Annotated in this window: 22 protein-coding genes and 1 other RNA gene; 14 read left to right on the top strand and 9 right to left on the bottom strand. The window is 64.2% G+C overall.

The genetic code is table 11. From position 1 onward, the window contains the following. Positions 1 to 59: 59 nt before the first annotated feature. Both rnpB and TP2_RS11540 read right to left on the bottom strand, forming a co-directional pair. Positions 60 to 472, bottom strand: an RNA gene (rnpB, locus tag TP2_RS18050) — RNase P RNA component class A. 46 nt (positions 473 to 518) lie between these two features. Next, positions 519 to 1736, bottom strand: a complete 1218-nt coding sequence (locus TP2_RS11540) for an MFS transporter (RefSeq protein WP_038077374.1) — start codon at positions 1734 to 1736, stop codon at positions 519 to 521. Between the two features lie 179 nt (positions 1737 to 1915). On the opposite strand from TP2_RS11540, the gene TP2_RS11535 reads away from it, so the two are divergent. Beyond that, positions 1916 to 2350, top strand: coding sequence for a DsrE family protein (locus TP2_RS11535; protein WP_038077372.1), 435 nt, complete (start codon positions 1916 to 1918; stop codon positions 2348 to 2350). Between the two features lie 147 nt (positions 2351 to 2497). Here TP2_RS11535 and TP2_RS11530 read toward each other — a convergent pair whose 3' ends face one another. From TP2_RS11530 to gatC, 4 genes are read right to left on the bottom strand one after another with little or no spacing between them, the layout of a single operon-like run. Then, on the bottom strand, positions 2498 to 3133 hold the full coding sequence (locus TP2_RS11530; protein WP_240473750.1) for an N-acetylmuramoyl-L-alanine amidase: 636 nt from the start codon (positions 3131 to 3133) through the stop codon (positions 2498 to 2500). A gap of 47 nt (positions 3134 to 3180) precedes the next feature. After that, positions 3181 to 3870, bottom strand: coding sequence for a hypothetical protein (locus TP2_RS11525; protein WP_051692518.1), 690 nt, complete (start codon positions 3868 to 3870; stop codon positions 3181 to 3183). A 1-nt stretch (position 3871) separates the two neighbouring features. Further along, positions 3872 to 5350, bottom strand: coding sequence for an Asp-tRNA(Asn)/Glu-tRNA(Gln) amidotransferase subunit GatA (gatA, locus tag TP2_RS11520; protein WP_038077368.1), 1479 nt, complete (start codon positions 5348 to 5350; stop codon positions 3872 to 3874). Then, a complete protein-coding gene (gatC, locus tag TP2_RS11515) occupies positions 5347 to 5634 on the bottom strand; it encodes an Asp-tRNA(Asn)/Glu-tRNA(Gln) amidotransferase subunit GatC (RefSeq protein WP_038077367.1) in 288 nt (95 codons plus the stop codon). The genes gatA and gatC overlap by 4 nt, the downstream gene beginning before the upstream one ends. 141 nt (positions 5635 to 5775) lie before the next feature. Here gatC and TP2_RS11510 point away from each other — a divergent pair, with 141 nt between their 5' ends. The 4 genes from TP2_RS11510 to TP2_RS11495 all read left to right on the top strand — a co-directional run bounded on the left by TP2_RS11510 (position 5776) and on the right by TP2_RS11495 (position 9361). Then, positions 5776 to 6468 carry a metal-dependent hydrolase gene (locus TP2_RS11510; RefSeq protein WP_038077366.1) on the top strand — a complete coding sequence of 231 codons (693 nt, stop codon included), beginning with the start codon at positions 5776 to 5778 and terminating at the stop codon, positions 6466 to 6468. Between the two features lie 83 nt (positions 6469 to 6551). After that, entirely contained in the window at positions 6552 to 6920 is a 369-nt protein-coding gene (locus TP2_RS11505) for a MerR family transcriptional regulator (RefSeq protein WP_038077362.1), read from the top strand. A gap of 240 nt (positions 6921 to 7160) precedes the next feature. Beyond that, positions 7161 to 7556, top strand: a complete 396-nt coding sequence (locus TP2_RS11500; protein ID WP_038077361.1) for a MerR family transcriptional regulator — start codon at positions 7161 to 7163, stop codon at positions 7554 to 7556. Between the two features lie 29 nt (positions 7557 to 7585). Continuing rightward, positions 7586 to 9361 (top strand): acyl-CoA dehydrogenase C-terminal domain-containing protein, encoded by a 1776-nt coding sequence (locus tag TP2_RS11495; protein ID WP_038077359.1) that lies wholly within the window; start codon positions 7586 to 7588, stop codon positions 9359 to 9361. A gap of 253 nt (positions 9362 to 9614) precedes the next feature. Here TP2_RS11495 and TP2_RS11490 read toward each other — a convergent pair whose 3' ends face one another. Beyond that, positions 9615 to 9983 (bottom strand): hypothetical protein, encoded by a 369-nt coding sequence (locus TP2_RS11490; RefSeq protein WP_038077358.1) that lies wholly within the window; start codon positions 9981 to 9983, stop codon positions 9615 to 9617. Between the two features lie 180 nt (positions 9984 to 10163). Here TP2_RS11490 and TP2_RS11485 point away from each other — a divergent pair, with 180 nt between their 5' ends. From TP2_RS11485 to TP2_RS11460, 6 genes are all read left to right on the top strand, one after another. Continuing rightward, positions 10164 to 10613: a GFA family protein gene (locus tag TP2_RS11485; protein WP_038077357.1), complete on the top strand. Its 450-nt coding sequence runs from the start codon at positions 10164 to 10166 to the stop codon at positions 10611 to 10613. Continuing rightward, positions 10613 to 10825 carry a hypothetical protein gene (locus tag TP2_RS11480; RefSeq protein ID WP_038077356.1) on the top strand — a complete coding sequence of 71 codons (213 nt, stop codon included), beginning with the start codon at positions 10613 to 10615 and terminating at the stop codon, positions 10823 to 10825. The genes TP2_RS11485 and TP2_RS11480 overlap by 1 nt, the downstream gene beginning before the upstream one ends. A 14-nt stretch (positions 10826 to 10839) precedes the next feature. Beyond that, positions 10840 to 11370, top strand: coding sequence for a hypothetical protein (locus tag TP2_RS11475; protein ID WP_038077776.1), 531 nt, complete (start codon positions 10840 to 10842; stop codon positions 11368 to 11370). Between the two features lie 185 nt (positions 11371 to 11555). Then, complete coding sequence (locus TP2_RS11470) at positions 11556 to 12182, top strand: glutathione S-transferase family protein (protein ID WP_038077355.1); 627 nt, start codon at positions 11556 to 11558, stop codon at positions 12180 to 12182. Positions 12183 to 12191: 9 nt separating this feature from the next. Next, the gene (locus TP2_RS11465; protein WP_038077353.1) at positions 12192 to 13403 is read left to right on the top strand and encodes an acetyl-CoA C-acetyltransferase; all 1212 of its coding nucleotides are present in this window, start codon (positions 12192 to 12194) and stop codon (positions 13401 to 13403) included. An 11-nt stretch (positions 13404 to 13414) separates the two neighbouring features. Beyond that, the gene (locus tag TP2_RS11460) at positions 13415 to 15604 is read left to right on the top strand and encodes a 3-hydroxyacyl-CoA dehydrogenase NAD-binding domain-containing protein (protein WP_038077352.1); all 2190 of its coding nucleotides are present in this window, start codon (positions 13415 to 13417) and stop codon (positions 15602 to 15604) included. Positions 15605 to 15812: 208 nt separating this feature from the next. On the opposite strand, the gene TP2_RS11455 is transcribed toward TP2_RS11460, so the two are convergent. Continuing rightward, entirely contained in the window at positions 15813 to 16484 is a 672-nt protein-coding gene (locus tag TP2_RS11455; protein ID WP_051692514.1) for a Hint domain-containing protein, read from the bottom strand. A 183-nt stretch (positions 16485 to 16667) separates the two neighbouring features. Further along, complete coding sequence (locus tag TP2_RS11450) at positions 16668 to 17324, bottom strand: sulfotransferase family 2 domain-containing protein (RefSeq protein WP_038077351.1); 657 nt, start codon at positions 17322 to 17324, stop codon at positions 16668 to 16670. A gap of 100 nt (positions 17325 to 17424) precedes the next feature. Here TP2_RS11450 and TP2_RS11445 point away from each other — a divergent pair, with 100 nt between their 5' ends. From TP2_RS11445 to TP2_RS11435, 3 genes are all read left to right on the top strand, one after another. After that, positions 17425 to 19053: an AMP-binding protein gene (locus TP2_RS11445; protein ID WP_038077349.1), complete on the top strand. Its 1629-nt coding sequence runs from the start codon at positions 17425 to 17427 to the stop codon at positions 19051 to 19053. Between the two features lie 176 nt (positions 19054 to 19229). Next, on the top strand, positions 19230 to 20132 hold the full coding sequence (locus tag TP2_RS11440; RefSeq protein WP_038077348.1) for an EamA family transporter: 903 nt from the start codon (positions 19230 to 19232) through the stop codon (positions 20130 to 20132). A gap of 5 nt (positions 20133 to 20137) precedes the next feature. Next, positions 20138 to 20758 carry an inner membrane-spanning protein YciB gene (locus tag TP2_RS11435; RefSeq protein WP_038077347.1) on the top strand — a complete coding sequence of 207 codons (621 nt, stop codon included), beginning with the start codon at positions 20138 to 20140 and terminating at the stop codon, positions 20756 to 20758. Positions 20759 to 20902 lie beyond the last annotated feature (144 nt).

The raw sequence follows: 20902 nt of genomic DNA, 5'->3' as shown, positions 1-20902 counted from the left end.
GGCACGGAAGACCAGCGTAACACGGGCGGCACGGAGCCCCGTCTGAAAAATCGAGGAATTTGCGCGGATGGCCTGTAAGCCGGATTCTGTCCCGGGGCTTGCGCCCCATGGATGACCATTCCTCTCGCCCCGCGATTGCTCACGGGGTCCAGCCGCCAACCCGGACCGCTCGGGGCGAAGCTCCCCTGCCGTCACCCGTTGCCGAGCGCGGCGCGCGATCCCTATTCGGCGTTGCTCCCGGTGGGGCTTGCCGTGCCGGTCCTGTTGCCAGTCCCGCGGTGGGCTCTTACCCCACCGTTTCACCCTTACCCTGCCATAGCAGGGCGGTTTCATCTCTGTGGCGCTTTCCGTCGGGTTGCCCCGCCCGGGCGTTACCCGGCACCGTCGCTTCATGGAGTCCGGACTTTCCTCGGGCCCCCGACTACCCGCTGGACGCGGGGTTACGGGCGCTCGCGGTCATCCGGCCATCCGCGCGGCTCAGCAGATAGGCAATCGCGCGAGAGCCGTCAATCACGCTCTTAGTCGGCGACCTGCGCCGCTCCCCGGCCCGTCCCGCGGCGGATGTCGCGCAACAGCAGCACGATCGCGATCAGACAAAGCGTCGCCACGATCCCGGCAAAGCCGAGACTGGTCGCGCGAAGCCCGAATTCTGCACTCGCAACCCCCACCCCCACCACGGGCAGCGAGATCGCGACATAGGCCACGGTGAAGAAGGTCGAGGTCACGCCCGCGCGTTCGGTCTCAGGCGCCGCCTGCGCGACATTTCCAAGCCCCGCGCGCAATCCGATGCCATGACCGAACCCCGCCACCATCGCACCGAGGAAGATCAGCCACAGATGCGCCAGCCCGAGCCCCGCGGCGAGGATCACCACGCCGCTGAACAGGATCGAGACCCCGATCGGCAGGCGCAGACGCTCGGGCAGGACCCCCACCGCCAGCTGCCCCACGACCGAGGAGATCAGCAAAGAGGCCACGTCGAGCCCGATCAGGAAGGGACTGTGACGGCCCAGGACCTCCCCCAGATAGGCGGGAGAGACAGCGGTGAAGAACCCCGCCACCATGAAGCCAGCGAAGGCGGCGACCGCGGCGGGCACAAAGACCGGCACGACCTCGCGCGGCAGGCTCAGACGCTGAAATTGCAGTCGTGGGCGCGAGGGAATGCGCACGGTCTCGGGGGCCAAAAGGATCAAGAGCACCGCAAAGCCCGCGAGGGCGAGATGCGAAAGGTAGGGGGCGGCCAGCGGACCGGGCAGCAGCGCCACCATGGAGGCGGCAAAGAGCGGCCCGATCCCGAGCCCGCCCAGATTGGCCGCGATGGCGGCGAACGTGCCCGCCTCGCGCAGCCGCGGCCCGGCCAGCTCGATCACCGCGACCGTCGCGGCTCCGGTATAGATCCCCGCCGACAGCCCCGAGACGAACCGCCCCGCCAGAAGCCAGCCCAGCCCCTGCGCCTGCCAGAAGATCAGATCGCTCGCGCCCGCGCAGATCAGCCCCAGAAGCAGCATCGGTCGCCGCCCGATCTGGTCCGACCAGCGCCCGGTCGCCAGAAGCGCCGTGATCACGCCGCCTGCATAGACCGCGAAAATCACCGTGATGATCACCTCGGAGAACCCGAATTCCTGCCGGTAGAGCGGGTAGAGCACCGTCGGCATCGTCGTGCCCACCATCACCGTCAGAAAGGCGAAGACCGCCCCGGCAAGCCCCAGCAGGCGGCGAAGCGAAGTCATCTCGGCCATCGTTACTCTCCTGTCGTACTGCCCTGCGGGCGCACCGCCCGAACATGATCAAATGCTGCACACGCGAAGAGTGCCAATTCACGACTACGTGAGAAGCCAAGGGGGTGGAGCGCGCTTTTTCTTGATTTTCATGCGAGTCGGGCGGAGGCTGAAACTTCATAATGTGAAAGGGAGATCACATGCACAAGGGAGGAACCCGCCTCGGGCTGGCGCTCGCGGCGGCACTTTGGGCGATGCCGGCCCTCGCGACCGAAAAGATCGCGATCCAGGTCAACAGCAGCGATCCGCAGGTGATGAACATCGCGCTCAACAACGCGATGAACCTCATCGAGTATTACAAAGAGCAGGGCCAGGACGTGAATATCGAGCTCGTGACCTACGGGCCCGGTCTGAACATGCTGCGCTCGGACACCTCGCCGGTGAAAGCCCGGATCGAGGAAATCGCGATGACCGAACAACCGATCCATTTCCGCGCCTGCGCCAACACGATCGCGGGAATGACCAAGAAACAGGGGGCTGCCCCGCCGATGCTCGAAGAAGCCGAGGTCGTCCCCTCGGGCGCGGCCTATCTCGTCGAGCTGCAAAAGCAGGGCTACAGCTATATCAAGCCCTGACGCGTTGAGGGGGCGCTGCCCCCTCGCGCTCACGCGCTCACCCCCGAGATATTTGGATCAAGAAGAAGAACAAAACGACCGGCCCCTTCTTCTTGATGGAAATATCTCGGGGGTGAATTTGCGCAGCAAAGAGGGGGCGGCGCCCCCCTATCCCGCGCGCCACGCTCCGCCATCATCACCGAAACGCAGTGCGAGATCGGCAACAAGCGCCATGTCGCGCGTATCGAGCGGGCCGTCATGGTGCGGGCGGAAGCGCAGGCGGAAGGCGAGCAGAAGTACCGAGAGCGGCGCCTCGGGATAGCCGAAGCTCTGGGCAAGTGCGCAGAAGGTTTCGGGATCCGGTTGCGGGGCGCTGCGCGGCTCAGGCCAGATCGAGAGCCCCTGCCGCGCCAGCCGCAGCCAGTCGAAACGCGGCCCCGGGTCAATCTTGCGGCCCGGTGCGAAGTCGGAATGTCCGAGCACATTTTCCGGCGGGATCGCCCAGCGCGCCATGATCTGCGGCAAAAGACGCTCCAGCGCAGCCATCTGCGGCTCGGTGAAGGGGCGCTCGCCTAGATTGTCGAGCTCGATCCCGATCGAGCGGGAATTCACGTCCCCATGCCCGCGCCAGCTGCCCAGACCCGCATGCCAGGCACGCATCTCTTCGGGCACAAGTTGCTCGGTCGCCCCGTCTTCCCCAATCAACCAATGGGCCGAAACCTCGGCCTCGGGCAGGCAGAGGCGCGTGCGCGCGGCGGCACAGCTCGACATCGCCGTGTAGTGGATCACGATCAGCTCGGGCACCGCGCCATCGCGGCGCGGGCCGAAATTAGGTGAAGGCCAGCCCGCGTTCACTGCCGCGCGGCTTGGAAAGGGGTCGGATCCCAGCCACAGGCGAAGCCATCGCCATCCGGGTCGAGATTGAGCTTGTCACGCTCGGGACCACCTGCTGCAAGGAAAGCAAGCTGCGCCTGATCAGCCGAGACATATTTGGCGCAGGCCTTCTCGGTCGAGGTCAGATGCATGCCGCCACGCTTGTAGACGGACTGGCCCGGACGGTTATGCACCGAGAGCGCATAGGCCGCGAGGTTCGGGCCGGAGCTGTCCTGGGCCGTGATCGGCTGCTGGGCGATCGGCGCGGGCGCGACGGGTGTGGGCTGGGAGCCCGCAGGCGCGGTCTGTTGCAGCGCCTGCATCGCTTCGGCGCCGATCGTGGCACCGGAGTTCGTATCGCCCGGCATCGGCGGCGCGGGCACCGACGGGTTCGCACCGACCGTGCCATCGGCATTGATCGTGGGCGCCGAGAGCGCATCGGTCGATCCGGGCAGTGCCGTGCCGGTGGCATTCAGCGGCGCGCCGGGGGGCGACGGGTTGGGCAGCGTGCCCGGCGCGTCGGGCATCACGTTTTGCGCCGAAGGCGGCAGGATGGGCTGGCCACGAAGCTCGGCCTCGCGACGCGCGGCGGGCCCGCTATCGGGGATCGTCGAGATACAGCCCGAAAGGGCGAGAACACCACCGAGGATCGCGAGCGCCTGTTTCATCTTACCACCATTTCTCCGGTTTCGCCGCGAAGCCCGCGGCTTGTTCGAGCACATGGGCGTGGTTGAGCAGATCGCCCTCTTCCCAGGGACGTCCGATCAGCTGCAGCCCGAGCGGCAGACCTTTCGAGTCCAGCCCGCACGGCACGGAAATGCCCGGAAGGCCCGCAAGGTTCACCGTCACGGTGAACACATCATTGAGATACATCGCGACCGGATCGGCATCGGCCATCTCGCCAAGGCCGAAGGCCGAAGACGGCGTCGCGGGCGTCAGGATCGCGTCGATCCCTTGGGCGAAGACCTGCTCGAAGTCGCGCTTGATCAGCGCGCGGACCTTGCGGGCGCGGTTGTAATAGGCGTCGTAGAAGCCCGCCGACAGCACATAGGTGCCGATCATCACGCGGCGCTGGACCTCGGGGCCGAAGCCCTCGGCGCGGGTCTTTTCATACATGTCCACGATGCCCTCGCCCGCGGCGAGCTTGGCGCGGTGGCCATAGCGCACCCCGTCATAGCGCGCGAGGTTCGAGGACGCCTCGGCGGGCGCCACGACGTAATAGGCGGGCAGCGCGTATTTCGTATGCGGCAGCGAGATATCGACGATCTCGGCGCCCGCATCCTTCAGCATCGCGATGCCGTCATCCCAGAGCTTGCCGATCTCGGCGGGCATGCCGTCGAGACGGTATTCCTTCGGGATGCCGATCTTCTTGCCGCGAATGTCGCCGGTCAGCGCCGCCTCAAAGTCCGGCACCGGGATATCGGCCGAGGTCGAATCCTTCGGGTCATGCGAGCACATCGTGCCCAGCATGATCGCCGCATCGCGCACCGATTTGGTCATCGGGCCCGCCTGATCGAGCGACGAGGCAAAGGCCACCACGCCCCAGCGCGACACCCGGCCATAGGTCGGCTTGATGCCGACGATGCCGGTGAAGGCGGCGGGCTGGCGGATCGAGCCGCCGGTATCGGTGCCGGTCGCCGCGAGGCAGAGGTCAGCGGCCACGGCGGCAGCCGAGCCACCCGAGGAGCCGCCCGGGGTCAGTTGCCGCTCATCGACTTTCCACGGGTTCACCACGGGGCCGTAGCAGGCGGTCTCGTTGGAAGAGCCCATCGCGAACTCGTCCATCGAGAGCTTGCCCAGCATCACCGCGCCCGCGTCCCACAGGTTCTGCGTGACGGTGGATTCGTATTCCGGCTTGAAGCCCGAAAGGATGTTCGAGGCCGCCTGCGTGGCGACGCCCTTGGTCGCAAAGAGATCCTTGATCCCCAGCGGGATGCCGCACATCGCGGGCGCGTCGCCCGTCTTGATGCGGGTATCGGCGGCCTTGGCCTGCTCTAGGGCGATCTCGGGGGTCTTGTGCACGAAGGCGTTGAGCGCCCCGGCTCCCTCGATCTCGGACAGGCAGGCTTCGGTTAGCTCGACCGAGGTCACATCGCCCGATCTCAGCGCATCGCGCGCCGCGGCAATCGTCAGTTTGTTCAGGCTCATTCGACCACCTTCGGCACGGCAAAGAAGCCCTCGCGGGCATCGGGAGCGTTCTTGAGGATCTTGTCCTGGTAACCGCCATCGGTCACCTCGTCGACGCGGCGCTTGAGGCGCATCGGCGTGACCGAGGTCATCGGCTCGACGCCCTCGACATCGACCTCGTTGAGCTGCTCCATGAAGGTCAGGATGTTGGACAGTTCCTGCGCAAGCTCCGGCAGGTGCTCTTCGGGCACCCGGATCCGGGCCAGATGCGCCACCTTGCGGGCGGTGTCGATATCAATGGACATATGCTTCTCCGCTTGTCTTGGGAGGCGGTTTAGCCCGACCCAGTGGGGCTTTCAAGCGCCCCGCCCATTCGTGAGGTCCTCCTCCCCTTTCGCGCGCGGATTTGCGCCCTACACTATGGGCCAGCAAAGGAGGACTGACACATGAAACTGATCTGGCTCGGCCATTCCGGCTTTCGCATCGAATCCGGCGATGCGGTGATCCTGCTCGACCCGTTCCTCACCGGCTCGCCCGTCTTCCCGGATGACAAGCGTGGCGAGGCGATCAAGGGTGCGACCCATGTTCTGCTGACCCATGGCCATGGCGATCACGCAAGCGATGCCGCCCCTATCGCGAAGGAGCTCGGCATTCCCGTCTACTGCATCCACGAGATGTCGATCATCCTCGGCAAGGACGGGGCCGAAACCGTGGGCTTCGGCAAGGGCGGCACGGTCGATCTCAACGGGGTGAAGGTGACGATGGTCAACGCCACCCATTCGGCCTCCATCGACTACAAGGGCGGCGACCCGATCTATGCAGGCCAGCCTGCGGGCTTCATGATCGAGGCCGAGGGCCACACCATCTACGTCACCGGCGACACCGACGTGATGGCCGACATGGAGTGGATGGGTGAGCTGCATAACCCCGATATCGGGATCCTCGCAGCAGGCGGCCATTACACGATGGACATGAAGCGCGCGGCCTGGGCGGCGAAGAAGTATTTCAACTTCAAGACCGTCATCCCCTGCCATTACAAGACCTTCCCGCTCCTCGAACAGACGGCCCAGCCGCTGATCGACGCGTTGCCGGGGGTCGCGGTGATCGAGCCGGAGATCCTCTCGGCGATCGAGATCTGAGCACCCTGCCCCGAGCGGCGCGCTGCATCGCTTGCAGCTTGCCGCCCGGCACGCTAGCTTCACGATCCAACGGGAGGCCGATCATGTCCGAGTTGCTGTCATTCAAGGAAATGTGCGAGCGGTTCGACGTGACCGCGCGCACGCTGCGCTATTACGAATATATCGAGCTCCTGAATCCCCAGAAGGAAGGCCGTTCACGCTTCTATGGCCCGCGCGAAGTTGCCCGGATGACGTTGATCCTGCGTGGCCGCCGCTTCGGCTTCTCGCTCGAGGAGGTGCGCCAATGGCTCATGATCTACGACCAGAAGGGCACCGAAGAGCAAAACAAGGTCTGGATCGAGATGGCCGACCGCCAGCTGGGCGTTCTGGACCAGCAGAAGCAAGAACTCGAGGCCGCGATCGAAGACCTCCGACAATTGCGTGATCAGGTGCAGGAGACACTTGATTCCTGATTGCAAAATGCATTCCTTAGCGTCAGCGCGGCCCTGACCGGGGCAAGCGGGCTTGACGATTATTACTGGTTTCAGCGAAAGAAACTTGCTTTACCGAGTGGTAAAAATTCCCTGACATTACGTCACCGAATTCGTGACGCCACGTTACGGTGACGTGCACGTAAAGATCTCTTGTAATGTGGAGGCGGACAGACGATCTGCCCCTTCGCATTACCTTAAGGAAGCGACGAGGCCGAGAGTATGACCGAGACTGTTATGACGATCCGCGAGATGTGCGACGCGTTTGACGTGACGCCGCGCACCCTGCGGTTCTACGAGAGCAAGGAGTTGCTGTTTCCCATTCGCGAGGGACAGAAGCGGCTGTTTACGCGACGTGATCGCGCCCGGCTGAAACTGATCCTGCGCGGCAAACGTTTTGGCTTCAGCCTGGAGGATATCCGTCAGCTGCTGGACCTCTACGAGATGGGCGACAAGCAGAAGACGCAGCTGAGCGAGACGATCAAGCTCGCGCAGCAACGTCTGGAGGAAATGAAACGCCAGCGCGACGAGCTGGGTCAGGCGATTGACGAACTGGCCGGGCAGATCGACTGGGCGGAACAGGAACTGGAGAAGGCTCGCCACGACGACGCGGCCTGATCCGCGACGACGACCAAAGGGAGCGAACAATGTCGAGCTACACCGCCAACACCAAGGATATGCAGTTCGTACTGCATGAGGTCCTGAAGATCTCGGAGGCCGGCGTGCCGGGCTACGAAGAGCTGGACCGCGACTTCACCGAAGCTGTGCTGGACGCCGCCGGAAAGGTGTCCTCCGAGGTTCTGGCCCCGCTGAACGAAGTGGGCGACAAGGAGGGCTGCGTGCTCGAGAACGGCGTGGTCCGCACGCCCAAGGGCTTCGACGCGGCTTTCGAGGCAATGAAAGAGGGCGGCTGGACCGCGCTCGATTGCGACCCGGACTATGGCGGTCAGGGCATGCCCTACCTGCTCAACTGCGCGGTGGGCGAGATGTTCGTGTCCTCGAACATGGCCTTCAACATGTATCAGGGCCTGACCCACGGTGCCTATTCGGCGATCCACGCCCATGGCACCGACGAGCAGAAGGCGACCTATCTTCCGAAGATGGTCACCTGCGACTGGACCGGCACAATGAACCTGACCGAGCCGCATTGCGGCACCGATCTGGGCATGATGCGCACCAAGGCCGAACCGCAGGACGATGGCTCCTACCTGATCACGGGCACCAAGATCTTCATCTCGGCAGGCGACCATGACCTGTCGGAAAACGTGATCCACCTCGTTCTGGCCAAGGCGCCGGGCGGCGGTGAGGGCACCAAGGGCATCTCGCTCTTCATCGTGCCGAAGTTCCTGGTGAACGAGGACGGCTCGCTCGGTGAACGCAACGGCGTCTCGGTCGGCAAGCTCGAAGAAAAGATGGGCATCCATGGCAATGCCACCTGCGTGATGAACTATGACGGCGCGAAGGGCTGGCTGCTGGGCGACCTGCACAAGGGCATGCGCGCGATGTTCACGATGATGAACGAGGCGCGACTGGGCGTAGGCCTGCAGGGCTACGCCGTGGCCGAGGCCGCCTATCAGGAAGCCGTGGCCTACGCGAAGGACCGCATCCAGGGCCGCGACGTGACCGGTGCGAAAGCGCCCGAGAAAGCCGCCGACCCGATCATCGTGCACCCCGACGTGCGCCGGATGCTGATGGACCAGAAGAGCTTCGTCGAGGGCGCCCGCGCCTTCACCTTCTGGGGCGCGCATCTGATCGACCGGGCGCATAAGCTCGACGACAAGGAGGCCGACGGGCTGATCTCGCTGATGACCCCGGTCATCAAGGGGTTCCTGACCGACAAGGGCTTCGAGACTGCCGTCTCCGCGCAGCAGGTCTTCGGCGGCCACGGCTACACGGAAGACTGGCCGATGTCGCAGCATGTGCGCGATGCGCGTATCGCAATGATCTACGAGGGTGCGAACGGCATTCAGGCGCTCGATCTCGTGGGCCGCAAGCTCGCGCAGGACGGTGGCAAGCACGTCATGGCCTTCTTCGAGATGGTCAAGGCCGAGTGCAAGGCGCATGACGATGACGAGCGCATGAAGCCCTTCACCGATGCGCTGAAGAATGCCTCGAAGCAGCTTCAGGCGGCGGGCATGTTCTTCATGCAAAACGGCATGAAAAACCCCAATGCGGCGCTCTCAGGCTCGTATGACTTCATGCATCTGATGGGCCATGTCTGCCTCGGCCTGATGTGGACGCGGATGGCGAAAGCCGCCTTTACCGCGCTCGACAACGGGGCGTCCGACAAGGACTTCTACGAGGGCAAGATCGCCACGGGCCGCTACTACATGGCCCGCCAGCTTCCAGCCTGCGCGATGCACCTCGCGCGGATCGAGACCGGCGCCGATCCGGTCATGGCGCTGGCCGACGATCAGTTCTGATTGAACAGGCAAGAGACGAGAAAGGGCGCGGATTTCCGCGCCCTTTTGGTTTGGGACTGAGGTATTGCCCCTGCGCCCGGGCGACCAGCCCGGGCAGCGCCCGACCCTCCCCCCGGGAGGGCGCTTTTTCACGCTCATCGCGCGCTCAGGGGTCGGGCGGACTGTGACACGATAAAGCGCGGACCACACAGGTCGCGCCCGCGCCCACCCAGGCTCGGGCGCTGCCCTTCGTGTCCTGCCGGAAAGTATCGGCTCAGAAATGCGCCTTCGGCTCATCCGGCTTGCCCGCGGCCAGTGCCAGCACACCGCCCAGCAGCAAAAAGCCAATCGGGAACATGGTGAAGACGCCGAAGCCGAAGGCGTAATAGACCAGACCGCCCGCGATCAGCATCAGCGCGCCACCCCAAAGCGCCCGGATCTTCGCCATCGCTCCTCCGGCAATCGCCAGAATCGGCGCAAAGAAACTCGCGAAGCGGATCAGTTCGGGCCTGTCGAAATTACCGAACATCTCGCCCACCTCGGAATGGCGCTGGACCACCTCGGTATAGCCATAGCCGAAGAAGCCGACGAGCATGGCGATCAAGCCGCCGATTATCCCGAGCATCAGTGCCGCGTTGCGCATTTCGCTGCCTCCCCGGACGGTTGTCCGTTCACTGTGTGAGTTTCGAAATAGAACCTCCGCACCACAAGGTTCAAGGGGAGAGATCGTGTTTTCTTCTCACTGGTCAGTGCGCCATAGGCCCGATACGCTGCGCCGAACCGCCCCGGAACCGCACCCCGAACCACCCCGAGGAAGCCCGCCTTGACCGACGCCCCGCAAGACCATCCGCAGACCCAAGGCGGCTGCCAATGCGGGGCGATCCGCTTCACCATCACGGCCGGTCCCGGCAAGGCCGGGCTCTGCCATTGCCGGATGTGCCAGCGCGCCACCGGCAACGCCTTCGCGCCGCTCTACGAGGTTCCGGCCGCCCGCGTCTTCTGGGAAGGCGCGGCACCGACGGAATGGGCCAGCTCGAACATCTCGCAGCGCGGCTTCTGCCCGACCTGCGGCACCCCGCTCTACCTGCGCACCGATGACACCTTCGAATTCATGGCCGGGTGCCTGAGCCCGGACTTCCCGTTCCGTCCGCAAGATCAGGGCGGGATGGAGGCCCGCAAGGGCTGGCTCGACGCGCTGCCCTCCCTGCCCGCCCATACCACCCGGCCGGAATTGCTCGCCGTGGTGGTCTCGCACCAATCCAAGGAAAACTGATGCCCAAACGCCTGCGCCTGACGCGCCGCTTTCCGGTCGCGATGACGAATGACGCCTATCGCCAGCTCAACCGCTTTGCCCAGGAGGCCGGGATCACGCCCGACGAGGCGCTGACTTTCCTCTTCGAGCATTTCAACTCGGTCACCGATCACGAAAACCTCAATCACCGGCTGCGGCTCTTCAAGGCCGAGCTCGACGCGCGCAAATCCTGATGGAAGGCCCGACCATGCCCCGTTTCTCCCTTGTCCTCGCCCTGATCCTCGCCTCCGCCCTGCCCGCCGCGGCCTTCGACGCCGCTGATCGCAACGCGGTCACGCAGGAGGTCGCGGGCTTTGAAAAGGCGGTCGAGAAGAAGGATTACGCCGTCTTCTTCGACACTGTTCCGCCGAAGATGATGCAGGTGATCGCCGATCAGGCCGGGATGCCGATCGAGGCGCTCGAGGCGGCGATGTCCAAGCAGATCACCGAGGCGATGGCCACGGTGAAGATGGACAGCTTCAAGATGGATACCGCCGCGATGGAGACGGGCGAAACCTCCTCGGGCCGCGCCTATGCCAAGATCCCGACTGAGTCGGTGATGGAAGCGCCCAATGTCGGCAAGATCCGCGCGACGAACACCACGCTGGCGCTGAAGGATGGCGAGGAATGGTATCTCGTGCGCATCGACAGCCCCGCGCAACTTGCCGTCCTGCGCAAGGTCTATCCCGATTTCGAAGGGATCACCTTCCCCTCGGGCACGATGGAGGCGGTGAACTAGACCGCCACCACCCGGCTTTCGCACCGTTCACCCTGCCGTCACCTCCCGCGACGGAACGCGCGCCTTGCCCTCGCGTTGAACGCAACGTCGTGTTCGAATGACGTTGCGGCGCGAAGCCCGCAAGGGGCTTACGTTCGCGTCACTTAGGGGCCAGATTGGGCCCAGGATCAGGGAGGTCTGTGACGATGGTGGCAAAGCTTTATTGCTTCGGCGAGTCCGGCAATGCCTATAAGGCGGCGCTCACGATGGAGCTTGCGGGCTACGATTGGGAGCCCGTCTATGTCGATTTCTTCAACGGCGAGGCGCGCAGCCCCGAATATCAGGCGCTCAACGAGATGGCCGAGGCGCCGGTGTTCACCGAGGGCGATCTGACGCTGTCGCAGTCCTGCGTGATCCAGCTTCATGTGGCCGAGAAGACCGGGAAGTTCCTTGCGGACGACCGGCAGGAGATGATGCGCTGGCTGTTCTGGGACGCGCAGAAAGGCACGGGCCAGCAGGGCTCGCTCCGCTTCCTGATGAACTTCCTGCCCGAGGCGAAGCGCCCGCAGGAGGCGATCGGCTGGCTGAAGGGCCGCGTGCTGACAGCACTGAAAACTTTGGAGCGCCATATGGAGGGCCGCGACTGGGTTGTGGGTGACGCCCCGAGCCTCGCCGATTTCGCCTGCTGCGGCTACCTCTACTACCCCGAACCCTTTGGGTTCGACCGCAAGGATTTCCCCAATCTCGACCGCTGGCTGGACGGCATCGCCGCCCTGCCCGGTTGGAAACACCCCTATGATTTGATGCCCGGCAACCCTTCCGACCGGGCGTGAGGAGGAACTATGACGGAAGCCTATATCTATGACGCAGCCCGCACGCCGCGGGGCAAGGGCCGCAAGGATGGCTCGCTGCACGAGGTCAGCTCGGTCGCGCTGTCGGCGCGGCTGCTGAACGCGGTCAAGGAGCGCAACGGCCTCGAAGGTCACGCGGTCGAGGACGTGATCTGGGGCAACGCGACCCAGGTGATGGAACAGGGCGGCTGTCTGGCGCGCTCGGCGGTGCTGCTGTCGGATCTCGACGAGCGCATTCCGGGCCTCTCGATCAACCGCTTCTGCGCGAGCGGCATGGAAGCCGTGAACCTCGCCGCGAACCAGATCAAGGGCGGCGCGGGCATGGGCTATATCGCGGGCGGCGTCGAGATGATGGGCCGCGTCGCGATGGGCTCGGACGGGGCGGCGATCGCCGTGGATCCGACGCTGGCGATGAAGACCTATTTCGTCCCGCAGGGCATCTCGGCCGATATCATCGCCACCGAATACGGGTTTAGCCGCGAAGACGTGGACGCGCTCGGCGTGGAATCGCAGCGCCGCGCGGCTGAGGCGATCAAGGACAACCGTTTCGCCAAATCCATCGTGCCGGTGAAGGACCAGAACGGGCTCGTGATCCTCGATCACGACGAATTCGTGCGGCCGGGCACGACGATGGACAGCCTCGGCGCGCTCAAGCCCTCGTTCAAGGACATGGGCGAGGTGATGCCGGGCTTCGACAAGGTCGCGATGCTGAAATACCCCCATCTCGATCATATCAACCACGTCCACCACGCGGGCAACTCGTCGGGCATTGTGGACGGGGCTGCGGCGATCCTGATCGGCAACAAGGAATTCGGCGAGGCCCACGGCCTCAAGCCGCGCGCGCGCATCCGCGCCACCGCGAAGATCGGCACCGATCCGACGATCATGCTGACCGGCCCGGTTCCGGTGACCGAGAAGATCCTGGCCGATAGCGGCATGTCGATCTCGGATATCGACCTCTTCGAGGTGAACGAGGCGTTTGCGGCTGTCGTGCTGCGCTTCATGCAGGCCTTCCAGGTCGATGCCGACAAGGTCAACGTCAATGGCGGCGCGATCGCGCTTGGCCACCCGCTCGGCGCCACCGGCGCGATCATCATCGGCACGCTTCTGGATGAGCTGGAGCGCCGCGACCTGTCGACCGGTCTGGCCACGCTTTGCGTCGCGTCCGGCATGGGCGCCGCGACCATCATCGAGCGCGTGTGAGGGAGGAACAAATGGCTGATTTCAAATACGAACTTGGCAGCGACGGCGTTGCCGTCATCACTTGGGACGTGCCCGAGAAGTCGATGAACGTTATGAGCATGGAGGGCTTCGCGCTTCTCGACAGCTTCATCGACACCGCGCTGGCCGATGACGCCGTGAAGGGCGTAGTCATCACCTCGGGCAAGCCCGATTTCGCGGGCGGCATGGACCTCAACGTCATCGCCGAGATGCGCAAGGGCGGCGCGCAGGCGATCTTCGATGGCGTGATGCAGATGCACCATGTCCTGCGCAAGATCGAGCGCGCGGGCATGGATCCGAAGACAAACAAGGGCGGCAAGCCGATCGCGACCGCGATCCCGGGCACCGCGCTTGGCATTGGTCTGGAACTACCGCTGTCCACGCACCGCATCTTTGCCGCCGACAATCCGAAGGCGAAGATCGGCCTGCCCGAGATCATGGTCGGCATCTTCCCCGGCGGCGGTGGCACGACGCGCCTCGCGCGCAAGCTCGGTGCGATGGTCGCGGCGCCCTTCCTGCTCGAAGGAAAGCTCTCGGACCCGAAGAAGGCGAAAGCCGCGGGCCTGATCGACGAGGTCGTCGAAGATCCGCTCGCGGCCGCGAAAGAATGGGTTTTGGCCGCCAAGGACGCCGATCTGGTGAAGCCGTGGGATGCCAAGGGCTACAAGATGCCCGGCGGCGCACCCTATCACCCGGCGGGCTTCATGACCTTCGTCGGCGCTTCCGCGATGGTGCATGGCAAGACCGCGGGCGTCTATCCGGCGGCCAAGGCGCTGCTGTCGGCGGTCTATGAAGGCGCGCTCGTGCCCTTCGATCAGGCGCTGAAAATCGAGGCGCGCTGGTTCACCAACGTTCTGATGAACCCGTCCTCGACCGCGATGATCCGGTCGCTCTTCATCAACAAGGGCGCGCTGGAGAAAGGCGCGAACCGCCCCGACGTGCCCGATCAGAGGGTGAAGAAGGTCGGTATCCTCGGCGCTGGCATGATGGGCGCGGGTATCGCCTATGTCTCGGCCAAGGCTGGCATCGAGGTCGTGCTGATCGACAACAGCCAGGAAGCCGCCGATCGCGGGAAGTCCTATTCCGAGGGCATCCTCGACAAGGGGATCTCGCGCAAGAAGGTCACCGAGGAAGGCAAGGCGAAGGTGCTGGGCCTGATCAACGCGACCACCGATTACGCCGCGCTGGAAGGCTGCGACCTGATCGTGGAGGCGGTGTTCGAGGATGTCGGCGTCAAGGCCGAGGTCACCAAGAAGGCCGAGGCCGTGATCCCGGCTGACGCGATCTTCGCGACCAACACCTCGACCCTGCCGATCACCGAACTGGCCAAGGCCAGCGCGCGTCCCGAGCAGTTCATCGGCATCCACTTCTTCTCGCCCGTCGACAAGATGATGCTGGTGGAGATCATCAAGGGCGCGCAGACCGGCCCGACAGCCGTGGCGAAGGCGCTCGATTTCGTACGCCAGATCCGCAAGACGCCGATCGTCGTGAACGATGCGCGCTTCTTCTACGCCAACCGCTGCATCATCCCTTACATCAACGAGGGCATCCGCATGGTGTCTGAGGGGGTGAACCCAACGCTGGTGGAACATGCCGCGACGATGGTGGGCATGCCGCTGGGGCCGCTGCAACTGGTCGATGAGACCTCGATCGACCTCGGGGTGAAGATCGCCAAGGCCACCAAGGCCGCGATGGGCGATGCCTACCCGGATGGCGCGGTCGATGACGTGCTGTTCTGGATGGCCGATGAGGGTCGGATGGGCCGCAAGTCCAACGCGGGCTTCTACGACTATGACGAGAAGGGCAAACGTCAGGGTCTCTGGGACGGTCTCGACGCGCAATACCCGCGCGCCGACGAGCAGCCCGATGTGCATCACGTCCAGCATCGCCTGCTGATGGCGCAGGTGCTGGAAGCCGTGCGCGCGTTTGAGCAGGGCGTTCTGGAAGACATCCGCGAAGGCGATGTCGGCGCGATCCTCGGCTGGGGCTTTGCGCCGTGGTCGGGCGGCCCGTTCTCCTGGCTCGACATCATCGGCGCTGGCAAGGCCGTGGAAATCTGCGAGGCGCTCACCGCCCAATACGGGCCGCGCTTCGAGGCCCCGGCCCTGCTGCGCGACATCGCAGCCAAGGGTGAGACCTTCTACGGCCGCTACGGCGAGGGTCAGGCTGCGAAAGCCGCCTGATCGCGGAAGATGGCGGCTCGCGCGGGGCGACGGTTCCCTACCGCCGCGCGGGCCTATTCGAGGCGCCGGGGTCGCAAGGCTCCGGCGTTTTCGGTTTCAGCGGTGGATCGCATGCCAGGTTCTTGCCGCAAATGAGAAACGCCGCGCCCCGAAGGTCACGGCGTCCTGTCTCTCTGCTCGGCCTGTTGGGCTCCTGCGTCTCGCCCGATCACTCCGCCGCGTAGGCGTAAGCGTGCGCGGTCTCCTCCTCGTCGATCAGTCCCGACACGATCGAACGCGCCATCTCGAGCGGCAGCGCCTCATAGCTCGGCATCTCCTCGTCGAAGAGAGCGGCAATCCCGTCTGCATGAACGGAGGCGCAATGGATCAGGCCCGAACCGTTGGCGTAGATCACCTCGTCCTCTTCGAATTCCAGCACCACGACCTCGACGCGCTGGTGCGGCGTGATGCGGTCGATGCCGCGATAGCCTACGAGCGCCGCGGCCGGGATCAGCGCGAAGGGGTCGCCATAGACCGCTTCGGCCATGTCGCTTTCGACCAGCACGCTCTGTTCGGGCAGCAGCAGCATCGCGGTCTTGTTGCCAAGCGCCCCCACCGGAACCGCGAGCGGCTGGAGATGCACCGGGCAAGAGCCGCCACCGATCCAGAGCTGCGACCGCTTCACTCCCGCGACCGGGCGCATGCCGTGATCAAAGGTCATCACCTCGTCGCCCACCGCGATCGCCTCGACCGGACGCCAGCCCATATGGGTCGCGATCCGTGTTCCCGCGACGATCCCCTCGGCGAGGCCGATCTCAGGGCTCTCCGCACCAAAGGCCTCCGCCGCGCGCAACCCATGGGCGATTTTCGCTTCCAAAGCCTTGGCGGTTTTACGGAACATGAGCGTCTTCCTTCTGAAAGGCCTGCTGGGCCACGTTTTCCCGTAATCCCTACTCGAAATGATTCCCGCGCAATTTCCGGGGCCAAAAAAAGGCAGAAACGTGGCAAAGCTAACTTTTAGACAGTAATCGACCTCACGAGACTGTGATTGGTCCGTGAGTCCGTCGCAATTCGCGAAAAACCTTCAGGAAAGCGAGAATCGATAGCCGAAACGCGCGATATCGCCTGCGCAGAGGCGTAAAATCAGCTCCGCATCGGCATCGGAGTAGTATTTCCGCCAGTCGCGATCGCGCTCGGAGACGTTGCAACGCGCAAAGGGCGCGACCGAAAAGCCCAAATGTGTCTCCAAATGGGCGGCGTCCTCGACCTGATTCTCCAATCGGATGAACAGATCGCAGCGCTCCTCTCCCTCGGGGAGAGTCACATAACTCGTATAAGGCGAGTTAACGAGTGCAGCCTGCGTCATGGGATGGTGCAGGAAAGCCGAAAATCCATGCGCCTTGGCCAGCCCAACCGCCGGGTGATCAAAGCTCTGCTCGCGCAGCCAATGGTAATAGCTCACCACCCGGTCCCAGGGGTTGCGCACAAGGGTGAAGGTGAAGAACTCCCGCGCCTCCTGCTCGGTATAGAGCCCCAGCCCGTCGGCCAGCGTCGAATGTTTCCACAGCCGCCCCGCCGTTTCGATCCCCTCGAGCCGCCGCTTGCGCCGGCGTGCCTTCGGCGTATCGCCCACGAGGATATCCTCGGCCATCGCCCGCGCCTCGAGCGCCAGAGCCAATGCCGTGCCGCCGGTTTTCGGGATATGGACGAAGATGAAGCGGCGACCGCGCGAAAGGATCATGCGCGCGAGACTAGCCGTCGCGAAAGATTGCGCAATCCCTCTTCCCTTTCCCCGCGCATGCCCCGAAGATGCGCATCGAATTGAGACGGAGGAGGTTTTCATGGGCTGGCTTGCCGACGAAACGGGTCTGGAGAAATGCGCGGCGAATTTCGTGCCGCTCACGCCGCTGTCGCATCTCAACCGCGCGCTGGAGGTCTTTCCCGAGCGCACGGCACTGGTCTATGGCAAAACGCAGCTGAGCTATCTCGACTACCACGCCCGCGTCAGCCAGCTCGCCTCTGCCCTCAAGGCGCGGGGCGTCAACCCGGGCGACGTTGTCGCCACCATCCTTCCCAACACCCAGCCCCAGATGGAGGCGCATTTCGGTGTGCCCGCCTGTGGCGCGATCCTCAACGCGATCAACACCCGTCTCGATGTCGACACCATCGCCTATATCTTCGCGCATGGCGGCGCGAAGATCGTGCTGTGCGATACCGCCTTCCTGCCACTCGCCGAAGAGGCGGTGAAAAAGATGAAGGGGCCTGCCCCGCAGATCGTCGAGGTGGCCGATCCCCAGCACGGGTTCGACCCCACCGGGCATTATCTCGAATATGAAGAGCTCGTGGCCGAGGGCGATCCGATGTTTTCCTGGATCATGCCCGAAGACGAATGGGAAAGCATCGCGCTCAACTACACCTCCGGGACCACGGGGCGACCGAAGGGCGTCGTCTATCACCACCGCGGGGCCTATCTGTCGACGCAGGCCAATGCGATCTCGTGGCGGATGCAGCTTTACCCGGTGCTGCTGACCATCGTGCCGCTCTTCCATTGCAACTCGTGGACGCATGGCTGGATGATCCCGATGATGGGCGGCACGGTCGTGTGCTGCCGCGATGTGACCGCGAAGGCGATCTATGACGCGATCGCCGATCATGGGGTCACGCATTTCGGCGGCGCCCCGATCGTGCTCAACACGATCATCAACGCGAAAGAGGAGCACCGCCGCCCCTTCGATCATATCGTCGAGGTCTTCACCGCCGGCGCACCGCCGCCCGCCTCGACGCTCGCCGCGATCGAACCTCTGGGCTTCAACGTCACGCAGGTCTACGGGCTGACCGAGACCTACGGCCCGGCCGTCGAATGCACCTGGAAGCCCTCCTGGGAAAGCACCACCGGCGAGGAACGCGCCGATCTCAAGGCGCGCACCGGGGTCTCGATGCCAATGCTCGAACAGGTCACCGTGCATGATCAGGGCCATGAGGTCGCCCGCGACGCCCAGCATCTCGGTGAGATCGTGTTCCGCGGCAACATGGTGATGAAGGGCTATTACAAGAACCCGCAAGCCACGCAGGAAGCCTTCGAGGGCGGCGTGTTCCATTCCGGCGACATCGCCTTCATGCATCCCGACGGCTACATCAAGATCACCGATCGCGCGAAGGACATCATCATCTCGGGCGGCGAGAACGTCTCCTCGGTCGAGGTCGAGGGCGTGATCGCGGCCCACCCGGCGGTCTCGCTGGCCTCCGTGGTCGCCAAACCGGACGAGAAATGGGGCGAGGTGCCCTGCGCCTTCGTCGAACTGAAAGAAGGTGCGGAAGCCAGCGAAGACGAGATCATCAAGTTCTGCCGCGAACGGCTCGCAGGCTTCAAGACCCCGAAACGCGTGGTCTTCGCCGAGCTTCCCAAGACATCCACCGGCAAGATCCAGAAATTCGAGCTGCGTGCGGTGGCCAAGCTCCTCGACCAGTAAGGGGGGCGCCACCCCCGCGCCGGCACGCTCCCCCGGGATATTTCGGACAGTTGAAAAAAGACGTGGTCTTGGTTTCCAACTGCTCCAAATATCCCGGGGGTGAATGGCCGTGAGGCCAGAGGGGGCAGCGCCCCCTGATCCCGCCCTTGAAGGACCCACTCCAGAAGGATTCCGCATTGAGCGACTGGATCATCTCCGTTGCCGGGACCGAGACCGGCAAACATCTCGCCCTCAGCCTCGCGCTGCTCGCAGCCTTCCTGCATGCGCTCTTCGGCGCGTTGCAGAAAGGCCGGCACGATCCCTGGCTCAGCCGGGCGGCGATCGATGCGAGCTATGGCATTATCGCGGCGCCCTTCGCGCTGTTCGTTGTGCCCTGGCCCGAGCCCTTCATGTGGCCGATCTTCGTTGGCGTGTTCTTCATCCATGTCGGCTACAAGCTGCTGCAGGCGATGAGCTATTCGCGCGGCGCCTATACCGTGGTCTACCCGGTGGTGCGCGGCACCGGTCCCCTGTTCGCGGTGATCGGTGCCGGGATCATCTTCGGCGAGCATTTCACGCTGGGGCAATGGGCGGGCGTCGCGGTGCTGCTCTCGGGGATCTACGGTCTTGCGCTTTACAACCTGCGCACCATCACCGTCGATCGTGAGACGATGGTGCCCGCGTTGATGCTGGCTGTGGCGACCGGGGCGTTCGTCGCTCTCTATACCACCTATGACGCCTACGGGATCCGCGCGACCGCCGATCCTTTCACCTTCCTTGCGTGGTTCTTCTTCATCGATGGCTGGTTCATGCCGATCATCACAGCGCGACGCTGGACGAAGCTGCCCAGCTCGGAAATCGTGCCCTTGATGAAAAGGGGTGTTATTGGCGCGATCGTCGCCTATTTCTCCTTCGGAGCGATCATGCTAGCGACCCGGCTCGACAAGGTCGGCGAGGCGGCGGTGCTGCGCGAGACCTCGACGGTCTTTGCCGCGCTCATCGCCTGGCTCGTTCTGGGCGAGAAGGTCGGGCCGCGGCGCACAGCATTGATGGGATTGATCGCCGTGGGCGCGGTGATCGTGGAAATGGCAGGACAATAGGGCAGATGGCAGAAAAGAAGATTTCCCCCTGGGTGAAGGCAGGCCTCGACTGGGGGCCATTGATCGTGTTTTTCATCGCCTTCAACCGGCTCAAGGATGGCAGCTACGAGATCCTCGGGCGGGAGTATTCCGGTTTCGTCGTCGCGACCGCCCTGTTCATCCCGCTCATCGCGTTTTCGACGCTGGTACTGTGGCGGCTGACGGGCAAGCTTTCGGCGATGCAGATCGCGACGCTGGTGCTGGTTCTGATCTTCGGCGGGCTCTCGGTCTGGCTCAACGACCCGACCTTCTTCAAGATGAAGCCTACGATCATCTACCTGCTTTTCGCGGGGATTCTCGGTGCGGGGCTCTTGCGCGGCAAGGCGTGGTTGCAGCTCGTGATGGAGGAGGCCCTGCCGATGGAGCACGCGGGCTGGATGATCCTGACCAAGCGCTTTGTCGGGCTATTTCTCGCGCTCGCGGTCGCCAACGAGGTCGTCTGGCGCACGATGTCGGACGAGATCTGGGTCGATTTCAAGACCTTCGGCCTGCCGATCATCCTGATCGGCTTCATCATGGCGCAGGCGAAGCTCTTCGAGAAATACGGAATCGACAAGGCCGAAGAGGACGGGGCGGAAGAAAAGTGAGGAGGGCCGCGCCCGAGCCTTGGGTGGGCGCTTTGATCCGCATTTGGCTTGGCGCTTTATCTCAAAAGCCCGGAAGTCGCTTGAACCCGCGAGACATCGCCAATGCGCCCTCCCGGGGGGAGGGGTGAGCCGGGACAAAGCGGC

This window comes from Thioclava pacifica DSM 10166, assembly GCF_000714535.1.
Classification (GTDB): Bacteria; Pseudomonadota; Alphaproteobacteria; order Rhodobacterales; family Rhodobacteraceae; genus Thioclava; species Thioclava pacifica.
Note: the sequence above shows the minus strand (reverse complement) of the source record. Positions and strands in the feature narration are given on the sequence as shown.

What these genes read in the sequence shown, in the direction of transcription:
- TP2_RS11460 (WP_038077352.1), top strand. Translation starts at nt 13,415, where the DNA reads ATGGCTGATTTCAAATACGAACTTGGCAGCGACGGCGTTGCCGTCATC.
- gatA (WP_038077368.1), bottom strand. Translation starts at nt 5,350, where the DNA reads ATGAGCCTGAACAAACTGACGATTGCCGCGGCGCGCGATGCGCTGAGA.
- TP2_RS11435 (WP_038077347.1), top strand. Translation starts at nt 20,138, where the DNA reads ATGGCAGAAAAGAAGATTTCCCCCTGGGTGAAGGCAGGCCTCGACTGG.
- TP2_RS11445 (WP_038077349.1), top strand. Translation starts at nt 17,425, where the DNA reads ATGGGCTGGCTTGCCGACGAAACGGGTCTGGAGAAATGCGCGGCGAAT.
- TP2_RS11490 (WP_038077358.1), bottom strand. Translation starts at nt 9,983, where the DNA reads ATGCGCAACGCGGCACTGATGCTCGGGATAATCGGCGGCTTGATCGCC.
- TP2_RS11500 (WP_038077361.1), top strand. Translation starts at nt 7,161, where the DNA reads ATGACCGAGACTGTTATGACGATCCGCGAGATGTGCGACGCGTTTGAC.
- TP2_RS11525 (WP_051692518.1), bottom strand. Translation starts at nt 3,870, where the DNA reads ATGAAACAGGCGCTCGCGATCCTCGGTGGTGTTCTCGCCCTTTCGGGC.
- TP2_RS11505 (WP_038077362.1), top strand. Translation starts at nt 6,552, where the DNA reads ATGTCCGAGTTGCTGTCATTCAAGGAAATGTGCGAGCGGTTCGACGTG.
- gatC (WP_038077367.1), bottom strand. Translation starts at nt 5,634, where the DNA reads ATGTCCATTGATATCGACACCGCCCGCAAGGTGGCGCATCTGGCCCGG.
- TP2_RS11510 (WP_038077366.1), top strand. Translation starts at nt 5,776, where the DNA reads ATGAAACTGATCTGGCTCGGCCATTCCGGCTTTCGCATCGAATCCGGC.
- TP2_RS11470 (WP_038077355.1), top strand. Translation starts at nt 11,556, where the DNA reads ATGGTGGCAAAGCTTTATTGCTTCGGCGAGTCCGGCAATGCCTATAAG.
- TP2_RS11475 (WP_038077776.1), top strand. Translation starts at nt 10,840, where the DNA reads ATGCCCCGTTTCTCCCTTGTCCTCGCCCTGATCCTCGCCTCCGCCCTG.
- TP2_RS11450 (WP_038077351.1), bottom strand. Translation starts at nt 17,324, where the DNA reads ATGATCCTTTCGCGCGGTCGCCGCTTCATCTTCGTCCATATCCCGAAA.
- TP2_RS11480 (WP_038077356.1), top strand. Translation starts at nt 10,613, where the DNA reads ATGCCCAAACGCCTGCGCCTGACGCGCCGCTTTCCGGTCGCGATGACG.
- TP2_RS11495 (WP_038077359.1), top strand. Translation starts at nt 7,586, where the DNA reads ATGTCGAGCTACACCGCCAACACCAAGGATATGCAGTTCGTACTGCAT.
- TP2_RS11465 (WP_038077353.1), top strand. Translation starts at nt 12,192, where the DNA reads ATGACGGAAGCCTATATCTATGACGCAGCCCGCACGCCGCGGGGCAAG.
- TP2_RS11455 (WP_051692514.1), bottom strand. Translation starts at nt 16,484, where the DNA reads ATGTTCCGTAAAACCGCCAAGGCTTTGGAAGCGAAAATCGCCCATGGG.
- TP2_RS11535 (WP_038077372.1), top strand. Translation starts at nt 1,916, where the DNA reads ATGCACAAGGGAGGAACCCGCCTCGGGCTGGCGCTCGCGGCGGCACTT.
- TP2_RS11540 (WP_038077374.1), bottom strand. Translation starts at nt 1,736, where the DNA reads ATGGCCGAGATGACTTCGCTTCGCCGCCTGCTGGGGCTTGCCGGGGCG.